16 protein-coding genes and 1 pseudogene are annotated in these 22,877 nt (G+C 71.0%); 4 read left to right on the top strand and 13 right to left on the bottom strand.

Annotated features, from left to right (window positions below; genetic code table 11):
* Window positions 1-19 precede the first annotated feature (19 nt).
* The 6 genes from ABZ855_RS06005 to ABZ855_RS06030 all read right to left on the bottom strand — a co-directional run bounded on the left by ABZ855_RS06005 (window position 20) and on the right by ABZ855_RS06030 (window position 8,871).
* Window positions 20-1,531, bottom strand: coding sequence for an SDR family NAD(P)-dependent oxidoreductase (locus ABZ855_RS06005; protein WP_360801605.1), 1,512 nt, complete (start codon window positions 1,529-1,531; stop codon window positions 20-22).
* A gap of 115 nt (window positions 1,532-1,646) precedes the next feature.
* Window positions 1,647-2,993 carry a wax ester/triacylglycerol synthase family O-acyltransferase gene (locus ABZ855_RS06010; RefSeq protein ID WP_360801608.1) on the bottom strand — a complete coding sequence of 449 codons (1,347 nt, stop codon included), beginning with the start codon at window positions 2,991-2,993 and terminating at the stop codon, window positions 1,647-1,649.
* Between the two features lie 152 nt (window positions 2,994-3,145).
* Window positions 3,146-5,464 carry a GH92 family glycosyl hydrolase gene (locus ABZ855_RS06015; protein WP_360801611.1) on the bottom strand — a complete coding sequence of 773 codons (2,319 nt, stop codon included), beginning with the start codon at window positions 5,462-5,464 and terminating at the stop codon, window positions 3,146-3,148.
* Window positions 5,465-5,679: 215 nt separating this feature from the next.
* Entirely contained in the window at window positions 5,680-6,900 is a 1,221-nt protein-coding gene (gene glgC, locus ABZ855_RS06020) for a glucose-1-phosphate adenylyltransferase (protein ID WP_360801614.1), read from the bottom strand.
* A 53-nt stretch (window positions 6,901-6,953) separates the two neighbouring features.
* Complete coding sequence (gene glgA / locus ABZ855_RS06025; RefSeq protein WP_360801617.1) at window positions 6,954-8,123, bottom strand: glycogen synthase; 1,170 nt, start codon at window positions 8,121-8,123, stop codon at window positions 6,954-6,956.
* Window positions 8,124-8,160: 37 nt separating this feature from the next.
* Window positions 8,161-8,871 carry a (2Fe-2S)-binding protein gene (locus ABZ855_RS06030; RefSeq protein ID WP_360801620.1) on the bottom strand — a complete coding sequence of 237 codons (711 nt, stop codon included), beginning with the start codon at window positions 8,869-8,871 and terminating at the stop codon, window positions 8,161-8,163.
* 227 nt (window positions 8,872-9,098) lie between these two features.
* On the opposite strand from ABZ855_RS06030, the gene ABZ855_RS06035 reads away from it, so the two are divergent.
* Window positions 9,099-10,190, top strand: a complete 1,092-nt coding sequence (locus tag ABZ855_RS06035; RefSeq protein ID WP_360801623.1) for a DMT family transporter — start codon at window positions 9,099-9,101, stop codon at window positions 10,188-10,190.
* On the opposite strand, the gene ABZ855_RS06040 is transcribed toward ABZ855_RS06035, so the two are convergent.
* Window positions 10,180-11,379, bottom strand: coding sequence for a transglycosylase family protein (locus ABZ855_RS06040; protein ID WP_360801626.1), 1,200 nt, complete (start codon window positions 11,377-11,379; stop codon window positions 10,180-10,182). The genes ABZ855_RS06035 and ABZ855_RS06040 overlap by 11 nt on opposite strands.
* Before the next feature lie 330 nt (window positions 11,380-11,709).
* Between ABZ855_RS06040 and gndA the strand changes: the two genes are divergently transcribed.
* Window positions 11,710-13,149, top strand: coding sequence for an NADP-dependent phosphogluconate dehydrogenase (gndA, locus tag ABZ855_RS06045; RefSeq protein WP_360801629.1), 1,440 nt, complete (start codon window positions 11,710-11,712; stop codon window positions 13,147-13,149).
* 449 nt (window positions 13,150-13,598) lie between these two features.
* On the opposite strand, the gene ABZ855_RS06050 is transcribed toward gndA, so the two are convergent.
* From ABZ855_RS06050 to panD, 3 genes are all read right to left on the bottom strand, one after another.
* Window positions 13,599-14,246 carry an aspartate/glutamate racemase family protein gene (locus tag ABZ855_RS06050; protein ID WP_360801632.1) on the bottom strand — a complete coding sequence of 216 codons (648 nt, stop codon included), beginning with the start codon at window positions 14,244-14,246 and terminating at the stop codon, window positions 13,599-13,601.
* Window positions 14,247-14,274: 28 nt separating this feature from the next.
* Entirely contained in the window at window positions 14,275-14,619 is a 345-nt protein-coding gene (locus ABZ855_RS06055; protein ID WP_360801635.1) for a GNAT family N-acetyltransferase, read from the bottom strand.
* A gap of 81 nt (window positions 14,620-14,700) precedes the next feature.
* Window positions 14,701-15,120 carry an aspartate 1-decarboxylase gene (gene panD / locus ABZ855_RS06060; protein ID WP_360801638.1) on the bottom strand — a complete coding sequence of 140 codons (420 nt, stop codon included), beginning with the start codon at window positions 15,118-15,120 and terminating at the stop codon, window positions 14,701-14,703.
* Window positions 15,121-15,301: 181 nt separating this feature from the next.
* Between panD and ABZ855_RS06065 the strand changes: the two are divergent.
* A pseudogene (locus ABZ855_RS06065) lies at window positions 15,302-15,382 on the top strand (XdhC family protein); the annotation flags it as partial.
* A 13-nt stretch (window positions 15,383-15,395) separates the two neighbouring features.
* Here ABZ855_RS06065 and ABZ855_RS06070 read toward each other — a convergent pair.
* Both ABZ855_RS06070 and ABZ855_RS06075 read right to left on the bottom strand, forming a co-directional pair.
* Window positions 15,396-17,348 (bottom strand): alpha-L-fucosidase, encoded by a 1,953-nt coding sequence (locus tag ABZ855_RS06070; RefSeq protein WP_360801641.1) that lies wholly within the window; start codon window positions 17,346-17,348, stop codon window positions 15,396-15,398.
* 223 nt (window positions 17,349-17,571) lie between these two features.
* Entirely contained in the window at window positions 17,572-18,846 is a 1,275-nt protein-coding gene (locus tag ABZ855_RS06075; RefSeq protein WP_360801644.1) for an ArgE/DapE family deacylase, read from the bottom strand.
* A gap of 170 nt (window positions 18,847-19,016) precedes the next feature.
* Here ABZ855_RS06075 and ABZ855_RS06080 point away from each other — a divergent pair, with 170 nt between their 5' ends.
* Entirely contained in the window at window positions 19,017-19,454 is a 438-nt protein-coding gene (locus ABZ855_RS06080; protein WP_360801647.1) for an Lrp/AsnC family transcriptional regulator, read from the top strand.
* Between the two features lie 4 nt (window positions 19,455-19,458).
* Here ABZ855_RS06080 and ABZ855_RS06085 read toward each other — a convergent pair whose 3' ends face one another.
* Complete coding sequence (locus ABZ855_RS06085; protein ID WP_360801650.1) at window positions 19,459-22,851, bottom strand: S8 family serine peptidase; 3,393 nt, start codon at window positions 22,849-22,851, stop codon at window positions 19,459-19,461.
* Between the last annotated feature and the right edge of the window lie 26 nt (window positions 22,852-22,877).

Below are 22,877 nucleotides of genomic sequence, written 5' to 3' on the forward strand. Positions count from 1 at the left end.
CCCACGACCCCTCAACCACCTACCACTTACCAGGCGCGTAATCCTTCATGAAGACCCCGTACAGATCCTCCCCCGCCTCACCCCGCACGATCGGGTCGTAGACCCGAGCCGCCCCATCGACAAGATCGAGCGGCGCATGAAACCCCTCGTCAGCCAACCGAAGCTTGTCGTAATGGGGACGCTCGTCCGTGATCCACCCCGTGTCGACCGAGGTCATCAGAATCCCGTCCGCCTCGAACATCTCCTGCGCACTGGTCCGCGTCACCATGTTCATCGCGGCCTTCGCCGCGTTCGTGTTCGGATGCCCCGCACCCTTGTACCCGCGCCCGAACACCCCTTCCATCGCCGACACGTTGACGACATACGCGCGCCCGCTCGCCGCCGCACGCGCCGCCCCCGCCATCACCGGCCGCAGCTTGCTGATCAGGATGAACGGCGCCGTGTAGTTGCACAGCTGCGTCTCGAGGAGCTCCACCGGGGAGATCTGCTCGATGGTCTGCACCCAGGTGTTGGTGTCGACCACGTCGGGAACCAGACCCCCCGCGTCGATGGCGGTGCCGTCGAGGTGCCGGGCGACGCTGGCGTTGCCGGCGACCAGAGCGAGGTCGGCGACCTGCTGGGCGTCGATGCCGCTGATCCCGACGGGCAGCGCGGCAAGTCCGTCGACCGCGCCGGAGTTGAAGGCGCCGATGACGTGGTGGGCAGGCAGCTCACCGGCGGGCAGCGGGGCGCTCTCGGCCTCGACCAGCGCGGCGTAGGCGGAGGGGAGCCGTCGTACCGTCTGGGTCGCGTTGTTGATCAGGATGTCGAGGGTCCCCTGTTCGGCGATCCGGTCGGCGAGGGCGACGACCTGGGCGGGGTCGCGCAGGTCGGTGCCGACGATCTCCAGGCGGTGCAGCCAGTCCGCCGAGTCGTCCATGGCCTTGAAGCGGCGGATGGCGTCCTTGGGGAACCGCGTGGTGATCGTGGTGTGCGCGCCGTCGCGCAGCAGCCGCAGCGCGATGTACATGCCGATCTTGGCCCGGCCGCCGGTGAGGAGCGCGCGCTTGCCGGTGAGGTCGGTGCGGGCGTCGCGGCGGGCGCGGTTCTCGGCGGCGCAGTTCTGGCAGAGCTGGTGGTAGAAGTAGTCGACCTCGACGTAGCGGGTCTTGCAGGTGTAGCAGGAGCGGGGGCGCTGGAGTATCCCCGCGATCTGCCCCTCCTGGGTCACCGACGACGGCAGGATGCCCTCGGTCTCGTCGTCGATGCGCTGGGCGGAGCCGGTGGCCGTGGCCTCGGTGACCGCCTTGTCGTGGGCGGTCTTGGAGGCCCGGCGTTCCTGTCGGCGCCGCTGCTTGACCGTGCGGTAGACACCGGCGGTGGCGCGGCGCACGGCGATGGCGTCGGGGTGGTCGACGTCCAGCTTGTCGAGTTCCTCGAGCACGCTGAGGCAGACGGCCATGCGCTCGGGGTCGATGCCGGGACCGTAGGAGACGTCCGCCACGTCGTCCATGCCGTCCACGGCCGTCGGGCCGTCCTCTGTCACCGTCATCGCGCTGCCGTTCCCTGGGTCGCCTTCGCGGCGCTCGGACCGCGCCAGCTCTCGAACAGGCGATTTTACGGAAGCCCCGGCCCAGGGACCAAACCCGCGACGATCATGACGCGGGTCACAGGGTGCAGGCGGTGACCAGCGTCTCCACCTCCGCGGACAGAGCGGCGGCGAACCGGTCGAGGTCGGGGACGGCCTCGGCGTCCGCGACGAGCCCGAAGTGGACCTGCCCGCGGTAGGTCGAGATGGCGACCGCGAGCGACTGGCCCTGGGCGAGCGGTGCGAAGGGGTAGACCTCGGTGAGCGGGTTGCCGCCGAGTTTCAGGCCGAGGCTGGGCAGCGGCACGCTGGTGACGAGGATGTCGAACCAGAGCCGGGCGGCCTGTTTGACCAGCGGCCCGCCGATCCGGTGTGCGAGCGGCGGCACATGGTCGGCGAGCAGCGCGACCGCGCCGGCGCCCCGTCCGGGTCCGGCGTCCTTGTTGCGGTCCATGGCCCTGCGTACGGCGGCGAGGCGCCCGAGCGGGTCCGGATCGTCGACGGGCAGGCGCATCAGATATCCGGAGAGCCGGTTGCCCTGCGGATGCGCGGTGCGCGGGCGCCGTTTGGAGACGGGGATGAGGGCGCGCGGGGCGACGCCCTCGCTGCCGTCGCCGCGTTCGTCGAGCCAGCGCCGCAGGGCTCCGGCGACGACGGCGATGAGTACGTCGTTCACGGTCCCGCCGACGGTCTTGCGCACCTGGTGGACGTCGTCGAGGTCGACGGCGACCCCGGCGGTGCGGCGGGTGCCGGTCGGTTCGGCGACGAGCGCCGCCGACGAGCGCGTACCCAGGCTGTGCAGGCCGGAGCGGGCGACGGAGGCGCCGATGTCCAGGGCGCGGCCGACGTCGGAGAAGGCGTCGCGGACCAGGCCGGGCAGCTTGCGCATGTCCGGGAAGGGCTTGGTGGCCGGCGGTTCGGGGCGCGGGCGGGGCGCGGGCAGGTCGAGGGGGTCCATGACGCCGGCGGCGAGGGTCAGTGCGCGCAGGCCGTCGGCGAGGGCGTGGTGGAACTTGAAGAGCACGGCGAAGGAGGTGCCGTCCTCGGCGGGCAGCACATGCGCTTCCCAGGGCGGCCGGCCGCGTTGCAGGGAGCGTTGCATGAGCCGTCCGGCCTCGGCGTGGAAGTCCGCGGTGGGTGCGTGCAGCCGGACGTGGTCGAGCGGGTCGAAGTTCGGTGCGGGTTCACGGGTGGCGCCCCCGAAGGCCAGCGGGAGCCGGGGCTGCCAGACGTCCCGGATGCGCATGCGCAGTCCGGGTACGGCGGGGGCGCGGGCGGCGAGGAGGTCGGCCGCGTGTGCTCCGGCGGTGGGCGAGCTCGCGGGGAAGACGCCGAGTGCGCCCAGGTGCATGGGGTGCAGGTCGGAGTCGAGGTGCCAGAACGCCAGGTCGAGGGGGGCGAGCAGGTCCGAGGTCTCAGAGGTCAAGGGATCACTCTCGCGTCGACGACGGGTAGGTCAGCAGTCAATCGCTAGCGAGCGATTACGGTCAAGTACGATCAAGCTACGCACAGTTAACAACGGATTACGTCCCGCCGCTTCGAGAGCGGCGGGACGCCGGTGACTCACGGGATTACTCCCTACCGCACGGGGGCCTGATTCAGGGCGGGCGGCGCCGCGTCCGCGTCCGTTCCCCACCCGGACGGCTCCGGGCCGACCGTGAACTCGAGCGAGCGCGCGCCCTTCAGCATCCCGCTCGTCACATACGTACGGCTGTAGGAAGATCCGTCGACGGCCACCGACTGGACGTACCGTCGGCTGTCCGACGTACCCGGTGCGGTGAGAGTGAGGGCGCCGAGCGGGTAGTAGCGGGGGTCGAGGGTGAGGTCGACCCGGTCGAAGACCGGAGTGGACAGGCCCCAGGTGTCGTAGCCGGGCTGCACCGGGAAGATCCCGAGCGCGGACAGGACGTGCCAGGCGGACATGGTGCCCATGTCGTCGTTCCCGGTCATCCCCGTCGGGCCGTCCGTGTAGAGGGTCAGCGCGGCGTGCACGACCTCGGTCGTCTTCCAGGGCTGTCCGGTGGAGAGGTAGGTGTAGGGGGCGGTGAGGTCGACCTCGTTCTGCGGGTTGTACTTGTCCGCGTTGTAGTAGGCGTACGGCCCGTTCACCCACACGTCGCGGGCCGTCCCCGCCGGGTCCGCCTTCAGCTTGTCGTACGCGAAGAAGGCGTCGAGCCGGTCGTTGGCCGCCTGTCTGCCGCCGAGCAGGTCCACCAGGCCCGGCAGGTCCTGCGGAACCAGCCACTGGTACTGCCAGGCCGTGCCCTCGTGGAACCCCTCGCCCTTGGCCGGATCGGGGTCACCGGTGAAGGCGCCCGAGCCGTCCCGGGGCCGGAAGAACCCGGTCACCGGGTCGAAGACCTGGCGGTAGCTCCGCGCCCGGTCCGCGTAGCGGTCGGCGTCGGCCTCGTGGCCCAGTTCGCGGGCCATCTGCGCCAGCATCGCGTCGGACAGGGCGTACTCGAGGGTCACGGACGCGCCCCAGTGGTAGTCCGAGTCGCCGGGCTTGGTGCGCGCACGGCCCTTGAGGTAGGGCGCGAAACCGTTCTCGATGTACTCGCGGTTCGCCTCGCGCCCCAGCATGGGCACGGCGGTCGGGGGCACACCGTCGGCGTTCTTCTTCAGGGCGCGGTAGGCCCGCTCCTCGTGGCCGTGCAGCAGGCCCTGCTGGTAGGCGTGGGTGAGGAAGGGGGTGACCGGATCGCCGGTCATGATGTTGGTCTCGACCGTGCCGTAGCCCCACTTGGGCAGCCAGCCGCCCTCCTCGTCGATCTTCAGCACGGAGAGCGCCATGTCCCGGGCCTCGCGCGGCGCGAGCAGCGACAGGAGCTGTGCCTGGGTGCGGTAGGTGTCCCACAGGGACCAGTTCTGGTAGTACGTGAAGTCCCGCGCGCGGTGGACCTTCAGATCCCAGCCGGTGTAGCGGCCGTCGGCGTCGCTGCCGATGTTGGGGGCGAGGAAACTGCGGTACAGGGACGAGTAGAAGGTCCGGCGCAGCGTGTCCGTGCCGCCGGTCACGCCCACGTCGTCCAGGCGCGCCTCCCAGGCTTCCCGGGCCGCCTCCCGCACCTCGTCGAACGGGCGTCCGCCCTCGGCGCGCAGATTGCCGGCCGCGCCGGCCGCGTCGACGTACGACAGTGCGGTGGTCGCCTCGACGGTGCGGTCCCCGTCCGTCGTGTCGAAGCGGACGTAGGCGCCGTCGCCCCCGGTCCGGGAGCCGCCGGTGACTGTCGTGCCGTCCCAGGTGCCGTACGCCGTGAAGGGGCGGTCGAAGCGGGTGATCGTGTGGACGGTGTACGGGTTGGTGCCCCGGCAGAAGCCCGAGCCGGTGATCGTCGTGCGCACGGTCCGGTCGTCGAGGATCTCGACCCGGCTCGCCACCTTCGTGTGCAGCGACTGGCCCGCGTTGAGCAGCACGTTGGCCTGCGTGGTCGCCGGGAAGGTGTAGCGCTGGACGCCGGTGCGGGCGGTCGCCGTCAGCTCGGCGTCGATGCCCGACTTCAGGCCGACCCGGTAGTAGCCGGGGCTCGCCGACTCGCCCTCGTGGCCGTACTCGGCGGCGTAGGCCGCGTAGTCGGTGCTCGTGATGTCGCCGGTCGTGGGCAGCACGGGCAGGTCGCCGCCGATACGGCAGCCGACGCCGGAGAGGTGGACGAGGGAGAAGCCCCGGATACGGGTCTGGGAGTAGCGGTAACCGGTCTTGTGGCCGGTGTCGGGCGACAGTTGCACCATGCCGAAGGGCACGGTCGCGCCGGGGAAGGTGTTGCCCTCGTTCTCCGTGCCGATGAACGGGTTGACGAGATCGGTGAGCCGACCGTCGCGGGCATGGGCGGCCGGGGCGGCGAGCACCCCCGCGAACAGGGCGGCGGCCGTCACCGCCCCGGCGGTTCGCAGCATCCATCTCACAGCAGGGACCTCCGTGCGGGTCGGGCCGGTGGGCCGGGTGCCGGATCCGTTCCTCGCCGGACGCTCCGATCCGCGCGACGGCCCGTACGGTCACCTCGCGGCCGTACGGCAACAGCCCGTTCGGCTCACTCGGGGGCCCCGGACACGCCGACGGCCCCGGTGAGCACGGACTCACCGGGGCCGTCGGCGTGGAGACACACCTGTGCCTACGACACGTGCTGGCCCTTCCCCAGGCCGATCACCCCGCCCTTGGAGACGGTGTACAGCTCAGCGTCCCGCTCCGGGTTGACGCCGATCGTCGCGCCCGGCGGGACCTCGACATTCTTGTCCAGGACGGCTCCGCGCACGATCGCGCCCCGCCCGATGCGCACGTTGTCGTGCAGGATCGACCCCTGCACCACAGCACCCGGATCGACGCGCACCCCGGGCGAGAGGACCGAGCGCGTGACCTGGCCCCGGATCAGACAGCCCGCGCTGATGATCGACTCACTGGCGATGCCGCCGGCGTTGAAGCGGGCGGGCGACAACTGGCCGGAGTGCGTGTAGAGGGGCCAGCTGCGGTTGTAGAGGTTGAACGCGGGGCGCTCGGCGATCAGATCCATGTGGGCGTCGTAGTACGCGTCGAGCGTGCCGACGTCCCGCCAGTAGCCCTGGTCGCGGGTGGTCTCGCCGGGGACGTGGTTCTCGCTGAAGTCGTACAGCTGGGCCTCGCCCCGGTCCGTGAGCGCGGGCAGTATCGAACCGCCCATGTCATGGACGGAGTCACCGTCCTCGGCGTCCCGCTGGAGGGCCTCTATCAGCGCCTTGGTCGTGAAGATGTAGTTGCCCATCGAGGCGAACACGGACGACGGGTCGTCGGGCAGGCCGGGCGGGTCGGCGGGCTTCTCCAGGAAGCCCTCCACGGTCTGGCCGTCCGAGCCGGGACTGATCACGCCGAAGGACGACGACTCGGCGCGCGGCACCCGTATGCCGGCGACGGTGACCCCGGCGCCGCTCTCGATGTGCTGGCCGAGCATCTGGCGCGGGTCCATGCGGTACACGTGGTCGGCGCCGAACACGGCGACGTAGTCGGGCTGTTCGTCGTGGACCAGGTTGAGGGACTGGAGGATGGCGTCGGCGCTGCCGAGGTACCAGCGCGGGCCGAGGCGCTGCTGGGCGGGGACCGGGGTGACGTAGTTGCCGAGCAGACTGGACATCCGCCAAGTGGTGGTGATGTGCCGGTCCAGCGAGTGCGACTTGTACTGCGTGAGCACGCAGATGCGCATGATGTCGGCGTTGACGAGATTGGACAGGACGAAGTCGACCAGGCGATACGTTCCGCCAAAGGTCACCGCTGGTTTGGCCCGGTCAGCGGTCAGCGGCATCAGGCGTTTGCCCTCTCCACCCGCCAGCACGATCCCGAGCACAGACGGCCCACCACGACGCATCGCCGCTCCCCTCACCGTGGTTGTGCACGATGCCTTCCCGTACGCCGGTCGGGCTAAGCCTGTTGACCATGTTTGAGGATCTCCTCATAGAGCCTCACCGTCCGCCGGGCCACCGCGTCCCAGCCGAACTCGCCCACCGCGCGCTCCCGTCCGGCGTCCCCCATGCGGCGCGCGGCCTCCGGGTCACCGAGCACGGAGTCCAGGGCACGGGCGAGGTCCGCCTCGAAGACTCCGGGGTCGTCGTCGAGGGACACCAGCACCCCGGTCTTCCCGTCCTCGACCACCTCGGGGATGCCCCCGACCCGCGAGGCCACGACGGGAGTCCCGCAGGCCATCGCCTCCAGGTTCACGATGCCCAGCGGCTCGTACACCGAAGGGCAGACGAACACGGCGGCGTGGGTGAGGAGTTGGATGACGTCCGGACGCGGCAGCATCTGCGGGATCCAGAAGACGCCCTCGCGTACGGCGCTCAGCTCCTGGAAGAGTTCGCGGAACTCCCGGTCGATCTCCGGAGTGTCGGGAGCGCCCGCGCACAGGACGACCTGGGCCGCCGGATCGATGTCCCGTACCGCGCGCAGCAGATGGGGCACGCCCTTCTGGCGGGTGATGCGGCCGACGAACAGGACGTAGGGCCGGGCCGGGTCGACGCCGATCCGGGTGAGGGCCTCCGTGCCGTGGTCGGGCTGGTAGAGGGTGGTGTCGATGCCGTTGTGCACGACGTGGACGGTGGCCGGGTCGAGGGCCGGGTAGCAGGCGAGGATGTCCTCGCGCATGGCCCCGGACACGGCGACCACGGCGTCGGCGGCCTCGATCGCGGTGCGCTCGGCCCAGCTCGACAGGGCGTATCCGCCGCCGAGTTGCTCGGCCTTCCAGGGGCGCAGGGGCTCCAGGGAGTGCGCGGTCATGACGTGCGGGACGCCGTACAGCAGCTTGGCGAAGTGGCCGGCGAGATTGGCGTACCAGGTGTGGGAGTGGACGAGTTCGCGGCCTTCGAGGGCGGCGGCGATGGACAGGTCCGTGGAGAAGGTGCGCAGGGCGTCGTTGCTCCCGTCGAGCGCCGACCAGGGCCGGTGGCGGATGACGCCGGTGCCGCGGCCCTCGCCCCAGCAGTGCACCTCCAGGTCGGTGAGGGCGCCCAACTCCCGGGCCAGGAACTCGACATGAACGCCCGCGCCGCCGTACACATCCGGCGGGTACTCCCGGGTCAGCAGGCCCACTCGCACCCAAAACTCCCTGTCTCGGCGGTTGGTTCCCACATGGTCACCCAGATGTGGCGTCCGGGGAAGACCATGGGGTCCTGGTGAAGCAGCAGTCGCCGCAGACTCCGCCGCCGGGCACCCGGTAGTAGAGGCAGCAACTGCGCCGCCGGAAGGAGGTGCCGGTGAACGTTCCCGTCGGGGCGAGGCGCGGGTGGGCGAACAGTTCGGCGGCGAGGGCGCGCGCGCCGTGCGACCGGCGGCCGAGTTCGCGGGCCGCGCCGGCCAGGGCGGAGCCCGCGTTGCCCCACAGCAGGCCCTCGGCGACGCCGTACCGGGCGTACAGGGCGGCGTTGAGAGGCTCGAGGTGCCGTCGTACGACGAGATCCGCGACCGTCGCCGCGTCGGCCGCCCGGGGCCGTACGTCCGCCAGCCACAGGTCGTCGGGGGCGCTCGACGCGGCGTCCCAGTGGAGCAGTCGGGGGTCGAGGTCGGGGACGTGGTCGTACAGGACGGCGCAGCCGAGCGCGATGGACCACAGTCTGGCCGCGAGGGCCTGTTGGGCGATCGACGCGGAGACCCGTGGCTCGGACGTGCGGAGACGGTCCGCCACGGTTCGGACACGGAAAGTTATGGAATCCGGGTAAACGTCCTCTTCGCGACGGGCGTATGCCTGCGCGAGTGTCGGCGCGGGGTCGAGGGAGTCTCCGGCCGTGCGTAGTACGAAGAAGCCGCCGAGCTCTCGCAGCGCCGTGAGATGGGGGTCGAGGTCCACGACAGGCAGTAGTACCAGGTCGGGCGGCGGCCGAGAGCAGCAGCGTCATCCCCGCGTCACCCACCCTGGGGAGGACGTGCGGCCCGGCGTACTCCATCGGTAGTAGGACTCATTGAGTGCTCTGGTACGACGCGCGGACGCGCGCGAGGGGGGATCGTGGTGACTATGGAAGCCGACCGTTCGCCGCGCCGGGTCACTGGCCCACGCCGCACGCAGAGGAGTTGCTCATGAGCGCCCTCGCGTTGTCCATCCTGCTGTCGCTCGTCTCCGCCGTCGCCTACGCCGGCGGGGCGATCGTGCAGGAGCGGGTCGCGGACTCCGAACACGGCACGTCCTACGCGCCGATGCGCAGGCCGGTGTGGTGGGCCGCCGTGGCGCTGAACGGCTTCGGCGGAGTGCTGCACGTCGTGGCGCTGGCGTACGGGCCGCTGAGTGTCGTCCAGCCGATGGGCGCCCTGACCATTGTGTTCGCGCTGCCGATGGCGGCCCTGTTCGTGCGCCGCAAGGCCGGGGCGACCGCCTGGCGGGGCGCGATCATGGCGACGATCGGACTCGCGGGTCTGCTGTCCCTGGTGGGCACGTCCGAGGCGCAGTCCCTGGGCACCACCCATCGGGTGCTGCTGGCCGTGGTCAGCGGCGCGGCGGTGGTGACGCTGATGGTGGCGGGCCGCGCCGCGCACCGGCATCCGGCGGTGCGCAGCACGCTGCTCGCGGTCGCGTCCGGTATCGCCTTCGGTATGTCGTCGGTGTTCACAAAGGTGGTCGCCGTGGACTGGACCGGGGGTCTCACGGCCGCGGACCTGCCCACGCTGGCGCTGATCGCCGTACTGGGTGCGTCCGGTCTGCTGCTCTCGCAGGCGGCCTACCGGGGCGGCGGCCTCGCGGCTCCGCTGGCGACCCTGACGGTCGTCAACCCCGTGGTGGCGGCGGCGGTCGGCATCACGATGTTCGGGGAAACGTTCCGGTACGGCACCACGGGCACCATCCTCGCGCTGAGCTGCGGAGTGGTCGCGGCCGGCGGCCTGATCCTGCTCACCACGGAGCGGCTGCAGCACGCCCCGCACACCGACACACCGCCGTCCGCCTTTCCTTCCCCTGCTGCACCTGCTTCGTCTGCTTCACCTGTCTCCGCTGTTCCGGCACTCGCGGTACCGGAACAGGCCGAGGCCGGACGCGAGGAGAAGGCAGCGGTGAGCGCGGGGCCCACGCTGGACGAACTTGCAGAAGCCCCCATCCCCTACGGGGCCTTCTACGGCATCCCCTACGTGCCGATCCCGGTACCCGTCCGGGACCGGCACCGTACGCGGGTCAGATCCTGACGCCGCCGGCCCTGAGATAGGCCACCGGGTCGATGTCACTGCCGAAGCCGGGCCCCGTCCGCACCTCGAAGTGCAGATGCGGGCCCGTGCTGTTGCCGGTGGAGCCGGAGCGCCCGATGCGCTGTCCGGCCGACACCGAGCCGCCGGCCCGCACGGAGATCGCGGACAGATGCGCGTACTGCGAGTAGCGCCCGTCGGCGTGCCGGATCACCACCTGGTAGCCGAACGACCCGCCCCACCCGGCCTCGACGACCTCGCCCGCCCCGATCGCCTTCACGGAGGTCCCGGTGGGCACCGGGAAGTCGACGCCCGTGTGGTAGCCCTTCGACCAGGAGGAACCCGACTTGTGGTACGGCGTCCCGGTCCCGGCGCTGACGGGCGCAGTGAGCGTGGCGTCGGTCCTGGGGGCCTTGGGCTCGGCAACCTTCTCGGCCGGGCGCGAAGGGGCGGCCTTCTCCGGCCTGGGCCTGATCTTTGCCTTCGTCCTGGACTCGGTCTTCGACTTGCGCGCGGGCTCCGTGTGGGCGGGCGCGTGCGGTGCGGCCTTCGTACGGAGGCTGAGTCGCTGGCCGGGGACGATCAGGTCGGGATCGGCGCCGACCGTCGTGCGGTTGGCGGCGTACAGCCTCCGCCAGCCGCCCCGGACGTCCCGCTCGTCGGCGATGCCGGAGAGGGTGTCGCCGTGCACGACGGTGTACATCTCGGCGGTGCCCGCCCGGGACTGGGGCGTGGTCTGGGGCTTCACGTCACGGACGGTGTGCTGGGGCCTGTTATCCGCGCCGCCGGCGGGCCTGATGTCGGGAGTGTCGCCGCCACGCGTGAGCCCGGCGCGAACCGAACAGGCGGGCCAGGCGCCGGGGCCCTGCCCATCGAGCACCTTCTCGGCCACGGCTATCTGCTGGTCCCTGGTGGCCAGATCCGCGCGTCCCGCGTAGGCCGTGCCGCCGTACGCCTCCCAGGTGGACTGGGTGAACTGGAGCCCGCCGTAGTACCCGTTGCCGGTGTTGATGTGCCAGTTGTTCGTGGACTCGCAGGCGGCGACCTTGTTCCAGGTCGCCGCGTCAGCCGCGTCCGCCGCTCCGGCGCCGACGAAGGGGAGCGCGATACCCGCGCTGCCCGCGGTGACGGTGAGAGAGGCCCGGTTGATTCTGTTCGGCTGGTACCGGCGGTGCTTGCCGCGTACGGCCATGGAAGAGCCCCCCTCAGCTTTGCCCGAAGTCGCAAAAGTATGTGCTGGGAACAGGCCATGACAAGACGGCAAATCAGCCTCCGTACGGCCGAAGAGCGCCCGGGGGCGCACCGAAGTGGCCTGGAATACGGGCCGGTTGTGTGAACGCTGAGGCAGGTGGGGGTCCTGGTCCGTATCTGCGTACGCAGGAACGATGGACCCGGATGTGCGGTCGGCGTACCGGCACGTCAGGATGGCCCGAAGGGCAATACTGGCGAGCAGGAACAGGCACCACCGATTCCAGGACCCACCGGCACCACCGTTTTCCAGGACCCACTAGGAGTCATCCGCATGAGCAACTCAGCCCAGATCGGCGTCACGGGACTCGCGGTGATGGGCCGCAACCTCGCCCGCAACTTCGCGCGCAACGGCTACACGGTCGCGTTGCACAACCGGACGGCGGCGCGTACGCACGCTCTGGTCGAGGAGTTCGGGACCGAGGGCGACTTCATCGCGGCCGACACCGCCAAGGAGTTCGTGGCGGCGCTGGAACGGCCGCGGCGTCTGGTCGTCATGGTGAAGGCCGGTGAGCCGACCGACGCGGTGATCCAGGAGTTCGCCCCGCTCCTGGAGCCCGGCGACATGATCATCGACGGCGGCAACGCGCACTTCGCGGACACCCGGCGCCGGGAGCGCGACCTGCGCGAGCAGGGCATCCACTTCGTCGGCATGGGTGTCTCGGGCGGCGAGGAGGGCGCGCTGCTCGGCCCGAGCATCATGCCGGGCGGCCCGGTCGAGTCGTACGACTCCCTCGGTCCGATGCTGGAGAAGATCTCCGCGAAGGCGGCCGACGGCACCCCCTGCGTCTCCCACGTGGGTCCCGACGGCGCCGGGCACTTCGTGAAGATGGTGCACAACGGCATCGAGTACGCCGACATGCAGCTGATCGGTGAGGCGTACCAGCTGCTGCGCGATGTCGCCGGGTACTCCCCCGCGCAGATCGCCGACATCTTCCGCACCTGGAACACGGGCCGGCTCGACTCCTACCTGATCGAGATCACCGCCGAGGTGCTGTCGCACGTGGACGCGGCGACGGGCAAGCCGTTCGTGGACGTGGTGGTGGACCAGGCCGAGCAGAAGGGCACCGGCCGCTGGACGGTCCAGATCGCCCTGGACCTCGGCGTCCCCGTGTCGGGTATCGCCGAGGCGGTCTTCGCGCGCTCGCTGTCCGGTCACGCGTCGCTGCGTGAGGCCTCGCGCGGACTGGCGGGCCCGAAGGCGACCCCGCTGAGCGAGTCGGAGGCGGCGGCGTTCGCCGACCGTGTCGAGCAGGCGCTGTACGCGTCGAAGATCGTGTCGTACACGCAGGGGTTCCACGAGATCGCGGCGGGCGGGGCCGAGTACGACTGGAACATCGACCTCGGCGCGGTCTCCGCGCTCTGGCGCGGCGGCTGCATCATCCGGGCGGCCTTCCTGGACCGGATCCGCGCCGCGTACGACGCGCGGGCCGACCTGCCGAGCCTGCTGTCCGACGACACGTTCGCGCAGGAGATCGCGGCGGCGCAGGACGACTGGCGCGAGGTGCTGGTCGCGGCGACGCGGCAGGGTGTCCCGACGCCGGGGTTCGCGGCGGCGCTCGCGTACTACGACGCGCTGCGTGCGGAGCGGTTGCCCGCGGCGCTTACGCAGGGGCAGCGGGACTTCTTCGGGGCGCACACCTACCGGCGCACGGATCGTGAGGGTGCGTTCCACACGCTGTGGGGTGGGGACCGGTCCGAGGTCGCCGGCTAGGCGCTCCACGGGTTGGGCTGGCGGTTCGCTGCGGGTCGGTTGGCGGATTGCCATTTGCCCCCGGACCGGTCCCCCCGCCCCCTGTCGCGGGGGCGCGGGGCGGCCGGGTCGGGGGTATCGGTTTTTGGTGCGGGTCGGTGGGGGCTGGTCGCGCAGTTCCCCGCGCCCCTCAAGGGGCGCTTTCCTGCTCGGCGTTCAGGACAGCGGGGGGCCCGGTTCCGGGTCGGGGGTTGGTTCGGGGCCCGGGGGTTGCGGGATGGGGTCCGGGGGGAGCGGGGGTGTCGGGTCGGGGCCCGGCGGGGGGCCCGGGGTCGGGTCCGGGAAGGGGCCCGGGGTGGGGCTCGGCGGTACGGGGTGCGGGTCCGGTTGCGTCATGGTGTCCTCCAGCCAGGGGATGCGTCGGCTCTGGACTTCTCCCCCGCGTACCCGGCGTACGCGCCCCCACTCACCTAGGGGGCCGTACGGGTCGCCGCCGCGCCCGCCGCCAGCCCCGGCCGGGGGCTGGACAGCACCGGAACGGTGGTGGTGGCCAGCAGCTGCGCCGGGGTCATGGAGGCCTGGGCGAGGATGATCGCGTCGGTCTTGTCTCCGGGGAGGGTATCCACCGCGTCGGCCACCGACCGGACGTAGCCGTCCATGTCGCCCGCCTGGAAGAGGGCCCAGGCGCCCTCCACGAACAGTTGCCGTACGTCGACGGGGAGCCCGGCGCGCCGCGCCTCCTCCTCGACCAGGGCCACCGTGGGCCCGAACGTGCTCTCCGAGGTCGCGACGACGACCACCCCCGGGCCGATGGCCACCGCCGCTGCGGCCATCGGACGGTCGACCCGCAGCACGGGCACCCCGACCTCCTCGGCGGCGGCCTCCGCGACACCGCCGATGGAGGAGCAGGTGCAGAGCACGGCGGCGGCGCCGGCTGCGGCAGCCTGGTCCAGTACGGCCCGGACCTCGTCGGACACCGCGTCGGGGCCCTCTGCGCGGGCCCGGGCCAGCAGGTCCTCGTACACCAAGTGGACGAGTTCCAGGCCCGGGTGGTCCTCGTCGCGCAGGGCGTCGAACACCGGGATGTGCAGGGGCGAGGTGTGCAGGAGTGCCAGCACGGGACGGAGGGCCCCTTCCTCGTGGACGTCAGAAGCGGCCGGGGTTCGCCGCGAGCCACTCCTTGGCGGCGCGGAGCAGATCGGGGTCCGCGGCCGGGGCCTCGGCGGGGTGACGCTCGGCCCACTTCACGACGTACGGGCAGAGCGGGGCCACGTCGATGCCCTCGCGGGCGGCCATGGCGTAGAGCTCGCGGGCCAGTGAGCCCGCGATGCCCTTTCCCTCGTGCGCCGGCTCGACGATCGTGTGGACCGGGACCAGTGCGCGTCCGCGCGCGGCCAGCACGAAGTACTCGATGCGGCCCACGACTTCACCCGCGGCCACCGCCTCCAGGCGGCCCGCCGGTCGGTCGTCGCGGATCTCGATGTCGCTCATCGACACACTCCTCATCGAATCATCGAAAACTCTGGACCATCGGGTCCATCGGGTCGCCGGACGCGCCGACTCACCGGACGCTCAGACCGTGACCGCCTGCGGACTGCGCTCCTGGTCCGAACCCGGCACCGGCTCGGCCGGGTCGGCGCCCAGGGCGACGATACGGTTTCCCTGGTCCACATGGACCACCTTCGGCCGCAGCGCCCGCGCCTCGGCGTCGGTCACCTGAGCGTAACTGATGATGATCACCAGATCTCCGGGATGGACAAGGTGGGCCGCGGCCCCGTTGATCCCGACGACACCGGACCCCCGCTGGCCCTCGATGACGTACGTCTCCAGCCGGGCGCCGTTGGTGATGTCGACGATGTGCACGAGCTCGCCGGGCAACAGGTCGGCGGCGTCGAGGAGGTCGGCATCGATGGTCACGGAGCCGACGTAGTGCAGGTCGGCCTGGGTGACGGTGGCGCGGTGGATCTTGGACTTGAACATGGTGCGCAGCATGGCGAAGCTCCCGGGTTGTCTGCTCCCTGCCTGCTTGTCGCAGGTCAAGGGCGGTCTTCGGAGGCTACAACGGTTCGCGTTTCCGGTCAGCTGTCGCGTGGTGTATCGGGACTCACACTGGCCCACGTCCATCACGCGTTCGGCGAGCGGGCGCGGGACCTGCCGATCACATCGGGCAAGCACGGCCGCCGGCTCGGTGTCCGGCGGCTGTGTGGAAGGCGCGGTGGACGACCTGTGCGTCCAGGCCCTCAGCAAGGGTGAGGCAACTGCGTGCGTCAGACGGCGATGATCTGCCATTGCTGCCGCGTCAGTGACGCGTACGGCTGCTGTTCGATGTTGGCTCCGTCGGCCGTGCTGCCCTCGTCGACGGCGAGGCAGAGCCCGCTGTAGCGGTTGACGAGGAAGTAGTAGCCGTCACCGGTGGGCGTGACGGCCCACTGCTGCTGGGGGGCGGACGCGTCCGACCAGATGCCGACGTTGCCGCCGTCGTCGCGGGACAGGCCGGCCACCTCCATGAGCCGGCCGCTGGCCACACCCTTGACCTTGTAGTAGCCGTCGCCGGTGTTGGTGAAGGTCCACTTCTGGTTCGCCGCGTTGAGCCAGGGCCACTGAAGGACGTTGGAGCCGTCGGTGGTGCCCCCGGCCGCCACGTCGGCGACCTTGCCGCTGTTGCGGTTGACCAGTTGGTACACCGTGCTGTTGCCGGGCAATGTGGAGGACACCAGGGCGGGGGTGGCCGTCCTGCCGCCGATGTGCACACCGCCGATGTTGGCGTAGCCACCGGTGGCCGCGTCGGCCCGGATCCGCACGAACCCCGCGTTGCGGGCGGGCCATTCGGCCACCTTGGTCGCGCGGTCGCCGGCCCAGGTGCCGGTGGCGACCTGCGTGAAGTTCGTGCCGTCGGTGCTGGTGGAGATGGTGTACGAGGTGATGTCACCGTCGGTGGCGTCGTTGCGGTTCCACTGCTTGGGCAGGTACTCCAGGGTGGAGACGTTGCTCCAGACACCGCCCAGGTCGATCGTGATCGAGTGCGGCAGCGCCGCGGACAGTCCCCACGTCGACCAGCAGGTCTCATATCCCTTGTCGCTCAACCCGTCAATGGCGTTGAGCGGCCCCTCACCGGTGCGGAATCCGGTCGCGTAGGCGCTGATGGGTGTCACGGGATGCTCGGCGCGCGGCATCTGGGTCGGCAGTGGCGGCCGGGAGGTGTTGGGGCTCCAGGCCGCCCCGACCTCGGCGAGCCGGTTGACGATGTTGGTGTCCAGCTTGCCGTCGCGGTTGGGCGGGCAGTTGAGGATGAACGAGGTGTACTTCGGCTCCAGGTCCGCCAGATGGGACAGGATCGCGTCCTTGCTCATCAGGCCCTCGGTCGGTGTGGAGGGATGCCAGAACCACCCGTTGCTGATCGTCTGCCCCTGCGTGGCGGCGTAGGTGTTCCCGACCGGCGCGGAAACGCCGAGCGGCTCCTCGAAGTAGATCGCGTCACCGAGGAACGGCACCGACAGCGCACCGTGGTCGATCATGACGATGTCCGGCTGGAGCGACTTCACGTGCTCCCGGATCCGCTGGTAGGAGAGGGCCTGCTGTCCCATCTGCCAGGCATAGCCGTCGGTGACGAACAGGTCGATCTTGCCGTAGTTGGTGAGCAGTTCGGTGATCTGCCCCAGGACGAAGGTCATGTCGCTGGACTGGATGGCGTCGGTAATCTCAAGACCGGACACCCCGTGCCGGCTCTCCCACGCCTCGACGCCGTAGGTGCGGTCCCAGATCGAGTAGTAGAGCCCGACCTTCAGCCCCTTCGCCCGGAAAGCATCGCAGTACGCCTTCACCACGTCCTGCTTGTAGGAGCTGTTCGCGACGTTCTGGGTGCCGTAGGCACTGGGCCACAACGCGAAGCCGTCGTGGTGCTTGGTCGTCAGGATGCCGTAGCTCATCTTCGCGGCGGCCGCCGCGGCGGCCCACTGCTCGCAGTCCACGGCCGTGGGCGCGAACAGAGTGGGGCTCTGGTTCGGGGCGGCCCACTCCTCGTTGGTGAACGTGCCCAGGTTGAAGTGGTTGAACATACCGAACCGCATGTTCACCAGGTTGCTGAGATTGGTCTGGGCGTCCGCGGCTGCAGCCTGCGCGAGCAGAGGGGACAACGCGGGGAGTACGGGCAGCGCGGTGGTGGCCGCAGCGGCCCCCGCCGCACCCAGCAGCGAGCGGCGGGACAGTCTTCCTGACGACATGGGCGTACTCCAGGTTGAGGGGACTCCGGCCCCAAGGCGCCGAGTGTTACGCATGAAGTTCAGTGATGTGACGGCTCCATGTCAACCCGTTGAAGGGATGTAAGCTCCCCATCTCCAGTCATTGGCGCCCAATTTGCGAGCTGAATACCTTATTGCCGTTCCAGACATGCCATGTCTTAGTGCAGTGCCCGCACGACTCAAGAGATCCCATGAAAGACCGGTACTAGTCGGCGCCGACCGCGCGCAGTGTGGCGAGGATCAGTGCCCGGGTGACAGTGACGATCTCGCTGACGCGGACCTGTTCCTGTGGGCCGTGTGCGAGGCGTACGTCGCCGGGGCCGTACTGCAGCGTGGGGATGCCCGCCCCCGAGTACAGCCGCAGGTCGCTGCCGTAGGGAGCGCCTCGCTCCGGTGGTCGTGGGCCGCCGGTGACGTCGGCGTGCGCGTCGCCGACCAGGGCTGCCAGCGGGTGCCCGGCGGGCAGGCGTCCGCTGGCGAACTGGCCTCCGGGCCAGGTCACCGTGGCGGGGTGGGAGCGCAGCCACGGATCGGCCGCGCAGGCTTCGGCCACGCACGCCTCCAGTTCGGTGCGGGCCTGGGCCGGATCCTCGTCCAGCCGGACGCCCAGTCTTCCTTCGGCCACCAGCAGGTCGGGCACGCTGCTGGCCCAGTCGCCGGCATGGACGGTGCCGACGGACAGCGGGTAGGGGACGGGGTACTCCGACATGAGCGGGTCGGCGCCGGTGTTGCGGCGCGCTTCGAGGCGGGCGAGCGCGAGGTGGATGGGCAGGTAGGCGTCGACGGCGCTCACGCCCACGTATCTGGTGCTGCCGTGGGTGGCGCGGCCGGGTACCTCGATGCGGAAGGTCAGGGCGCCGGCGTTCGCGGTCATGAGCGTGCCGCCGGTCGGTTCCGGGATGATGCAGGCGTCACCGGTGTGGCCGCGCTGGAGGGTGCCGAACGCTCCGAGTCCGCCGTCCTCCTCGCTGACCACGAAGTGCGCGGACACCTGGCCGCGCAGTCTTGCGCCCGCCGCCCGTATCGCGGCCAGGGCGGCGAGTATCGCCACCACTCCCCCCTTCATGTCGCACGCTCCTCGCGCGTGCACCACGTCCCCGGTGGCCCGGGGGCGGAAGGGGTCGCCCTCCCACTGCGCCGGGTCCCCGGAAGGGACGACGTCCACGTGGCCCTGGAGGACCAGGGTCGGCCCGTCGCCCTGGGGCCGCGTGCCGCCCACCAGGCCCCACGACTCCGTGCGCGGGGCCTCGCTGCCGGGAAAGTGGGGATGGGCACGCAGCTCGGGCAGGTTCATGGACCACAGGTCGACATCGAGGTCCATCCGCTCCAGCTGCCGGGCCAGAACGTGCTGAAGCTCGGACTCCGCGGCGCTCCCCGTCACGCTCGGGACAAGGAGGAGTTCCATCAGCAGCCGGCCGATGGCCGCCTCGTCCACCGCGGCCAGGGCCGAGGCTTCCACATCGCTCAGGCTCGCTGTCATCTCAACACTGCTTCCGGCACGTGACATCAGGACAAGCCGGAGACTATGTTCGGGCAAACAGCGCAAGCAATCGCCATTTGCTGCTGTCCACTGTCGATTTATTGCAATCTCAGCGGCCTCATGGCTGATACTTGCGCCGGGCCGCCAGGTTCTGACGTCTGGAGTGGGTCATGGACGCCATCGATGAAGCGATCATCCGCCACGTGCTGCACAACGCACGTGCCACATACGCCCAGATCGGCAAGGCGGCGGGGCTGTCCGCGCCCGCCGCCAAGCGGCGTCTCAACCGGTTGGAGGCGACGGGCGCGATCCGTGGTTACAGCGCTCTCATCGACCCTCAGGCCTTGGCCTGGCACACCGAGGCTTTCGTCGAGGTCTTCTGCACCGGCAATCCCACCCCCGCCGAGCTGCGCCAAGCCCTGGAGGCCATCCCCGAGGTGGTCGAAGCCTGTACCGTCTCCGGCGCCGCCGACGCGGTCGTCCACATGCTCGCCAGGGACATCCACCACCTGGAGCAGGCCATCCAGCGCGTGCGCGCCACAGCTCCCATCGAACGGACCGAGAGCGCCATCGTGCTCTCCCGGCTGTTGAACCGGCCTCGGGTGTGACGGGTCAGTGCACCGCGGCGATTCGGTAGGCCCGGACGACGGTCTGGGTGACGGTGTTGCCTGCCCTGTCCGCCGCGCTGATCCGCAGGGACACATAACCGGTGCGACTCGGGTGGTGGAGCAGGGCGCTGCCGGTGGTGCCTCGGCGGGTGACGGGGACCGTCTTCCAGGTGCGGCCGTTGTCGTAGGAGACCTGGAGGGCGAGCCGGGTCACCGTCGACCGTTCCGCACCCGTGGGGCGCTGCACAGTGAGCGGGACGCGGAAGGCACGGCCGGCCGGGGCGGTGCTCTGGAGGTCGACGGCTCCGCCGGTGCGTACGGTCAGCAGCGGCAGCGCCGAGGTCGTCGAGCCGCGGGGCCTCGCCGAGGTGAAGCCCCAGGTCAGCGTGGAGCGGGTGCCGAGCGCCGACCAGTCGACCGTGCGCGTGGTGCGGGCGGTCAGCGTGTAGCGGCGCTTGGCGGCGCCGGCGACGGTGAAGCCGATGTTCGAGAGGTCGCCCGTCCGGCCGACGACCCGTCCGCCGGAGGACAGCACGACCTCGCCGTCCACCGCGAAGTCGGCGGAGCCGTCGAGGCGCTGCCCGGTTCCGGTGGCGGCGTACGGCGCCAGGTCCAGGGACAGGTAGTCGCCCTCGCGGGTGGCGCTGTAGAGGGCCGGGCCGACGGGGGCCCGGTTCCAGTCGACGGTGTACGTGCGTCCGGCCTGGTAGCGACGGGTCGCGGTCGTCTCGTCATGGTCCGGGAGAGTGCCGTCGGGCCTGTTGTCCGTCGTCCCGAAGAGGTCGAGGTAGTGCGTCCAGGTGAGTCCGGGGGCGACCGAGTAGTACTCGGTCACTCGGCTCGGCAGTGCGGTGTGCAGCGTCGGAACGAACGGCATCAGCTCCACGTCGTTCGTCGGCTGGTCGGAGCGCACGGCTGCTACCCGCCTGCCGCCCTGGGAGGCGTACCTGGCGTGCACGGTGGCCAGTTGCCGGTCGTGGACGACGGGGTCGGTGTCGGCGGGGATGCCGCCGTTGTGCGACTGCCGGAGGGAGTAGCGGTAGGCGCCGCGCGAGTCCTTGCCCGTGAGGGTGGTGGAGGCGGCGTAGCGGACGCCAGGGGCCTGTGCGGTGGGCGTGGCGTACAGGGTGGCCCTGCTGCCGACGACGGCGGTGAGTGAGTAGCCGTCGTCTGCCTCTGCGCCGGGCAGCGCGAGGGAGGCCGAGGTGGAGATCGCTGTGGCGCCGCGGTGGTCGACGCGGGCCGAGACCTTGCCGGCCTTGCGGCCGTCGAGGGTCACGGTGCGGTCCCGGTCGGTGCGGATGCCGGTGGCGGCGAGCAGGGTCCGGGTGCCGGTACGGGTGCCGGATCCGTCGAACTCGGCCAGGCTGTCGTCGATGCCGAGGACGGTGTAGTCGTCCTTCGGCAGGCGCAGCCGGGACGTGCCGTCACTCCCCAGCCGGATGTCCTGCTGGATGCCGGTGTGCGGGCCGACGACTGTCAGCGTCGCGCCCGCGGCCGGCTTGCCCGCACGGTTGAGGCCGGTGACGGTCAGTGTGTGGCGTTCCGGTTCGGCGAACAGGCCGACCGCGGTACGCACCGTGGTGTCCGGGGCGGTGGCGAGGACGGCACCGCCGTAGCGGCCGACCTGGGCCCTGGTGGTACGGCCGCTGACGTTCGCGGTGGCGGTGCCGTGCGCGGGGACGGTCACGCTGGTGGCGTCCAGGGAGAACATCCCGGCCGGGGCCCGCCTACCGCCGGGGCCGTAGGTGTCCAGGGCGAGCTTGAGCGTGACCGCCCGGTCGGTGTCGTTGCGGTAGGTGATCTGCCGAGTGGCGGTGGCGTCGGCGTGCGGCCAGGCGAACAGGCCCAGGTTGGCGGCGCCGGAGGTGGCATAGATCTTCTGCTTCAGGGCGCGCACGATGTCGAGGCGGCCGGCGCCCTGCTGGAAGGCGGTCAGGTTCTTCAGGCCGTGCGCCGAGGAGGTCAGCGCCCGCTTGAAGTCGGCGGCCTTCCAGGTGGAGTGGGCCTGGGCGAGCAGGGCCACGGCGCCGGTGACGTGCGGGGTGGCCATGGAGGTGCCGGACGCCTGCTCGTAGCGCGGGTTGGGCACGGGCGTGTCCATGTTGGTGCCGTCGGCGCGGGCTCCGATGATGTCCTCGCCGGGTGCCACCAGGTCGGGCTTGACGGCGTCGTCGCCGAGTCGGGGACCCTGGCTGGAGAAGTCGCTGAGGGTGTCGCGCTTGGTGGTGCTGCCGACGGTGAGCGCGGCGTCCGCGCTGCCGGGGCTCTCCACGGTGCCGTCCACGCCGTTGCCCGTCGGCCCGCCCGCGTTGCCGGCGGCCACCACGAAGAGGGTGCCGGTCTGTGCGGTGATCCGGTTCAGGGCGGTGGCCACCGGGTCGGTTCCGTCGGTGACGGTGTCGCCGAGGCTGAGGTTGACGGCGACCGCGTGCTGGGCCGCGGCCCACTCCATGCCGGCGATGATCGCGCTGTCGGGGCAGCCGCCGTTGTCGTCGCAGACCTTGCCGATGAGCAGTCTGGCGCCCGGTGCGACGCCCGCGTACTTGCCTCGGGACGCCGCGCCCGTGCCGGCGATGGTCGAGGCGGTGTGGGTGCCGTGCCCGAACCCGTCCTTGAGGCGGGTGCCGGTGAAGACCTTCGAGGCGGCGATGCGGCCCCGGAAGTCGGGGTGGCCGGCGTCGATGCCGGTGTCCAGATCGGCGATCAGCACGCCCTTGCCGGTGATGCCGGACTTCCACGTGGCAGGGGCGCCGACGATCTTGTTGCTCTCGTCGTCCAGGACCTTCGCCCTGCCGTCCAGCCAGAGCTTGCCGACATGGCTGGCCAACGGTCCCTCGAGCAGTGACTGCCACAGACCACTGGTGCTCTTCTTGGGCTGGGTGAGGGTGCCGCCGTTCAGAGCGCGCAGGGTGCGGCCCAGGTCGGCGCCGTGTGCGGTGAGGGCGGACCGGGCGGACCGCCGGCCGGCCCGTTCCATGACGATCAACGGCAGTGAGCGCGAGCGCGCGTCGTCCCGACCGATGCGGATCAGCTCCGTGACGTCGAACAGCCGCGCGTCCACCTTCCCGGTCGACAGGAGGCGCTCGGCGTCATTGGGGAACACGCTGATGTGCTGTGTCCCGGCTCGGAGGGAGCGTACGAGGCGGAAGCCCATGTCCTCCCGGCCCTTGCCGGGCAGCACGGACACGGCGGGGGCCTTGCCGCCGGGCTGGGGACGCAGGATGACCCGGTCGCCGGTGATGAGGGTGACGGTTCTGGCGGCCCCCGTGTGCTGCCCCACCGACGCCGCGTCGGGGGCGACGGCCTGCGCGTCCGGTCCCGGCACGGCGACCAGGACGGTCACCACACCCGCGAGGGCGGGGAGCATCCCCCACCTGACTGTTTTGGGCAGCAATGCGTACTCCTTCGGTGTCCGGCTCC

This window comes from Streptomyces sp. NPDC047042 (assembly GCF_040644035.1).
Taxonomy (GTDB): Bacteria; Actinomycetota; Actinomycetes; order Streptomycetales; family Streptomycetaceae; genus Streptomyces.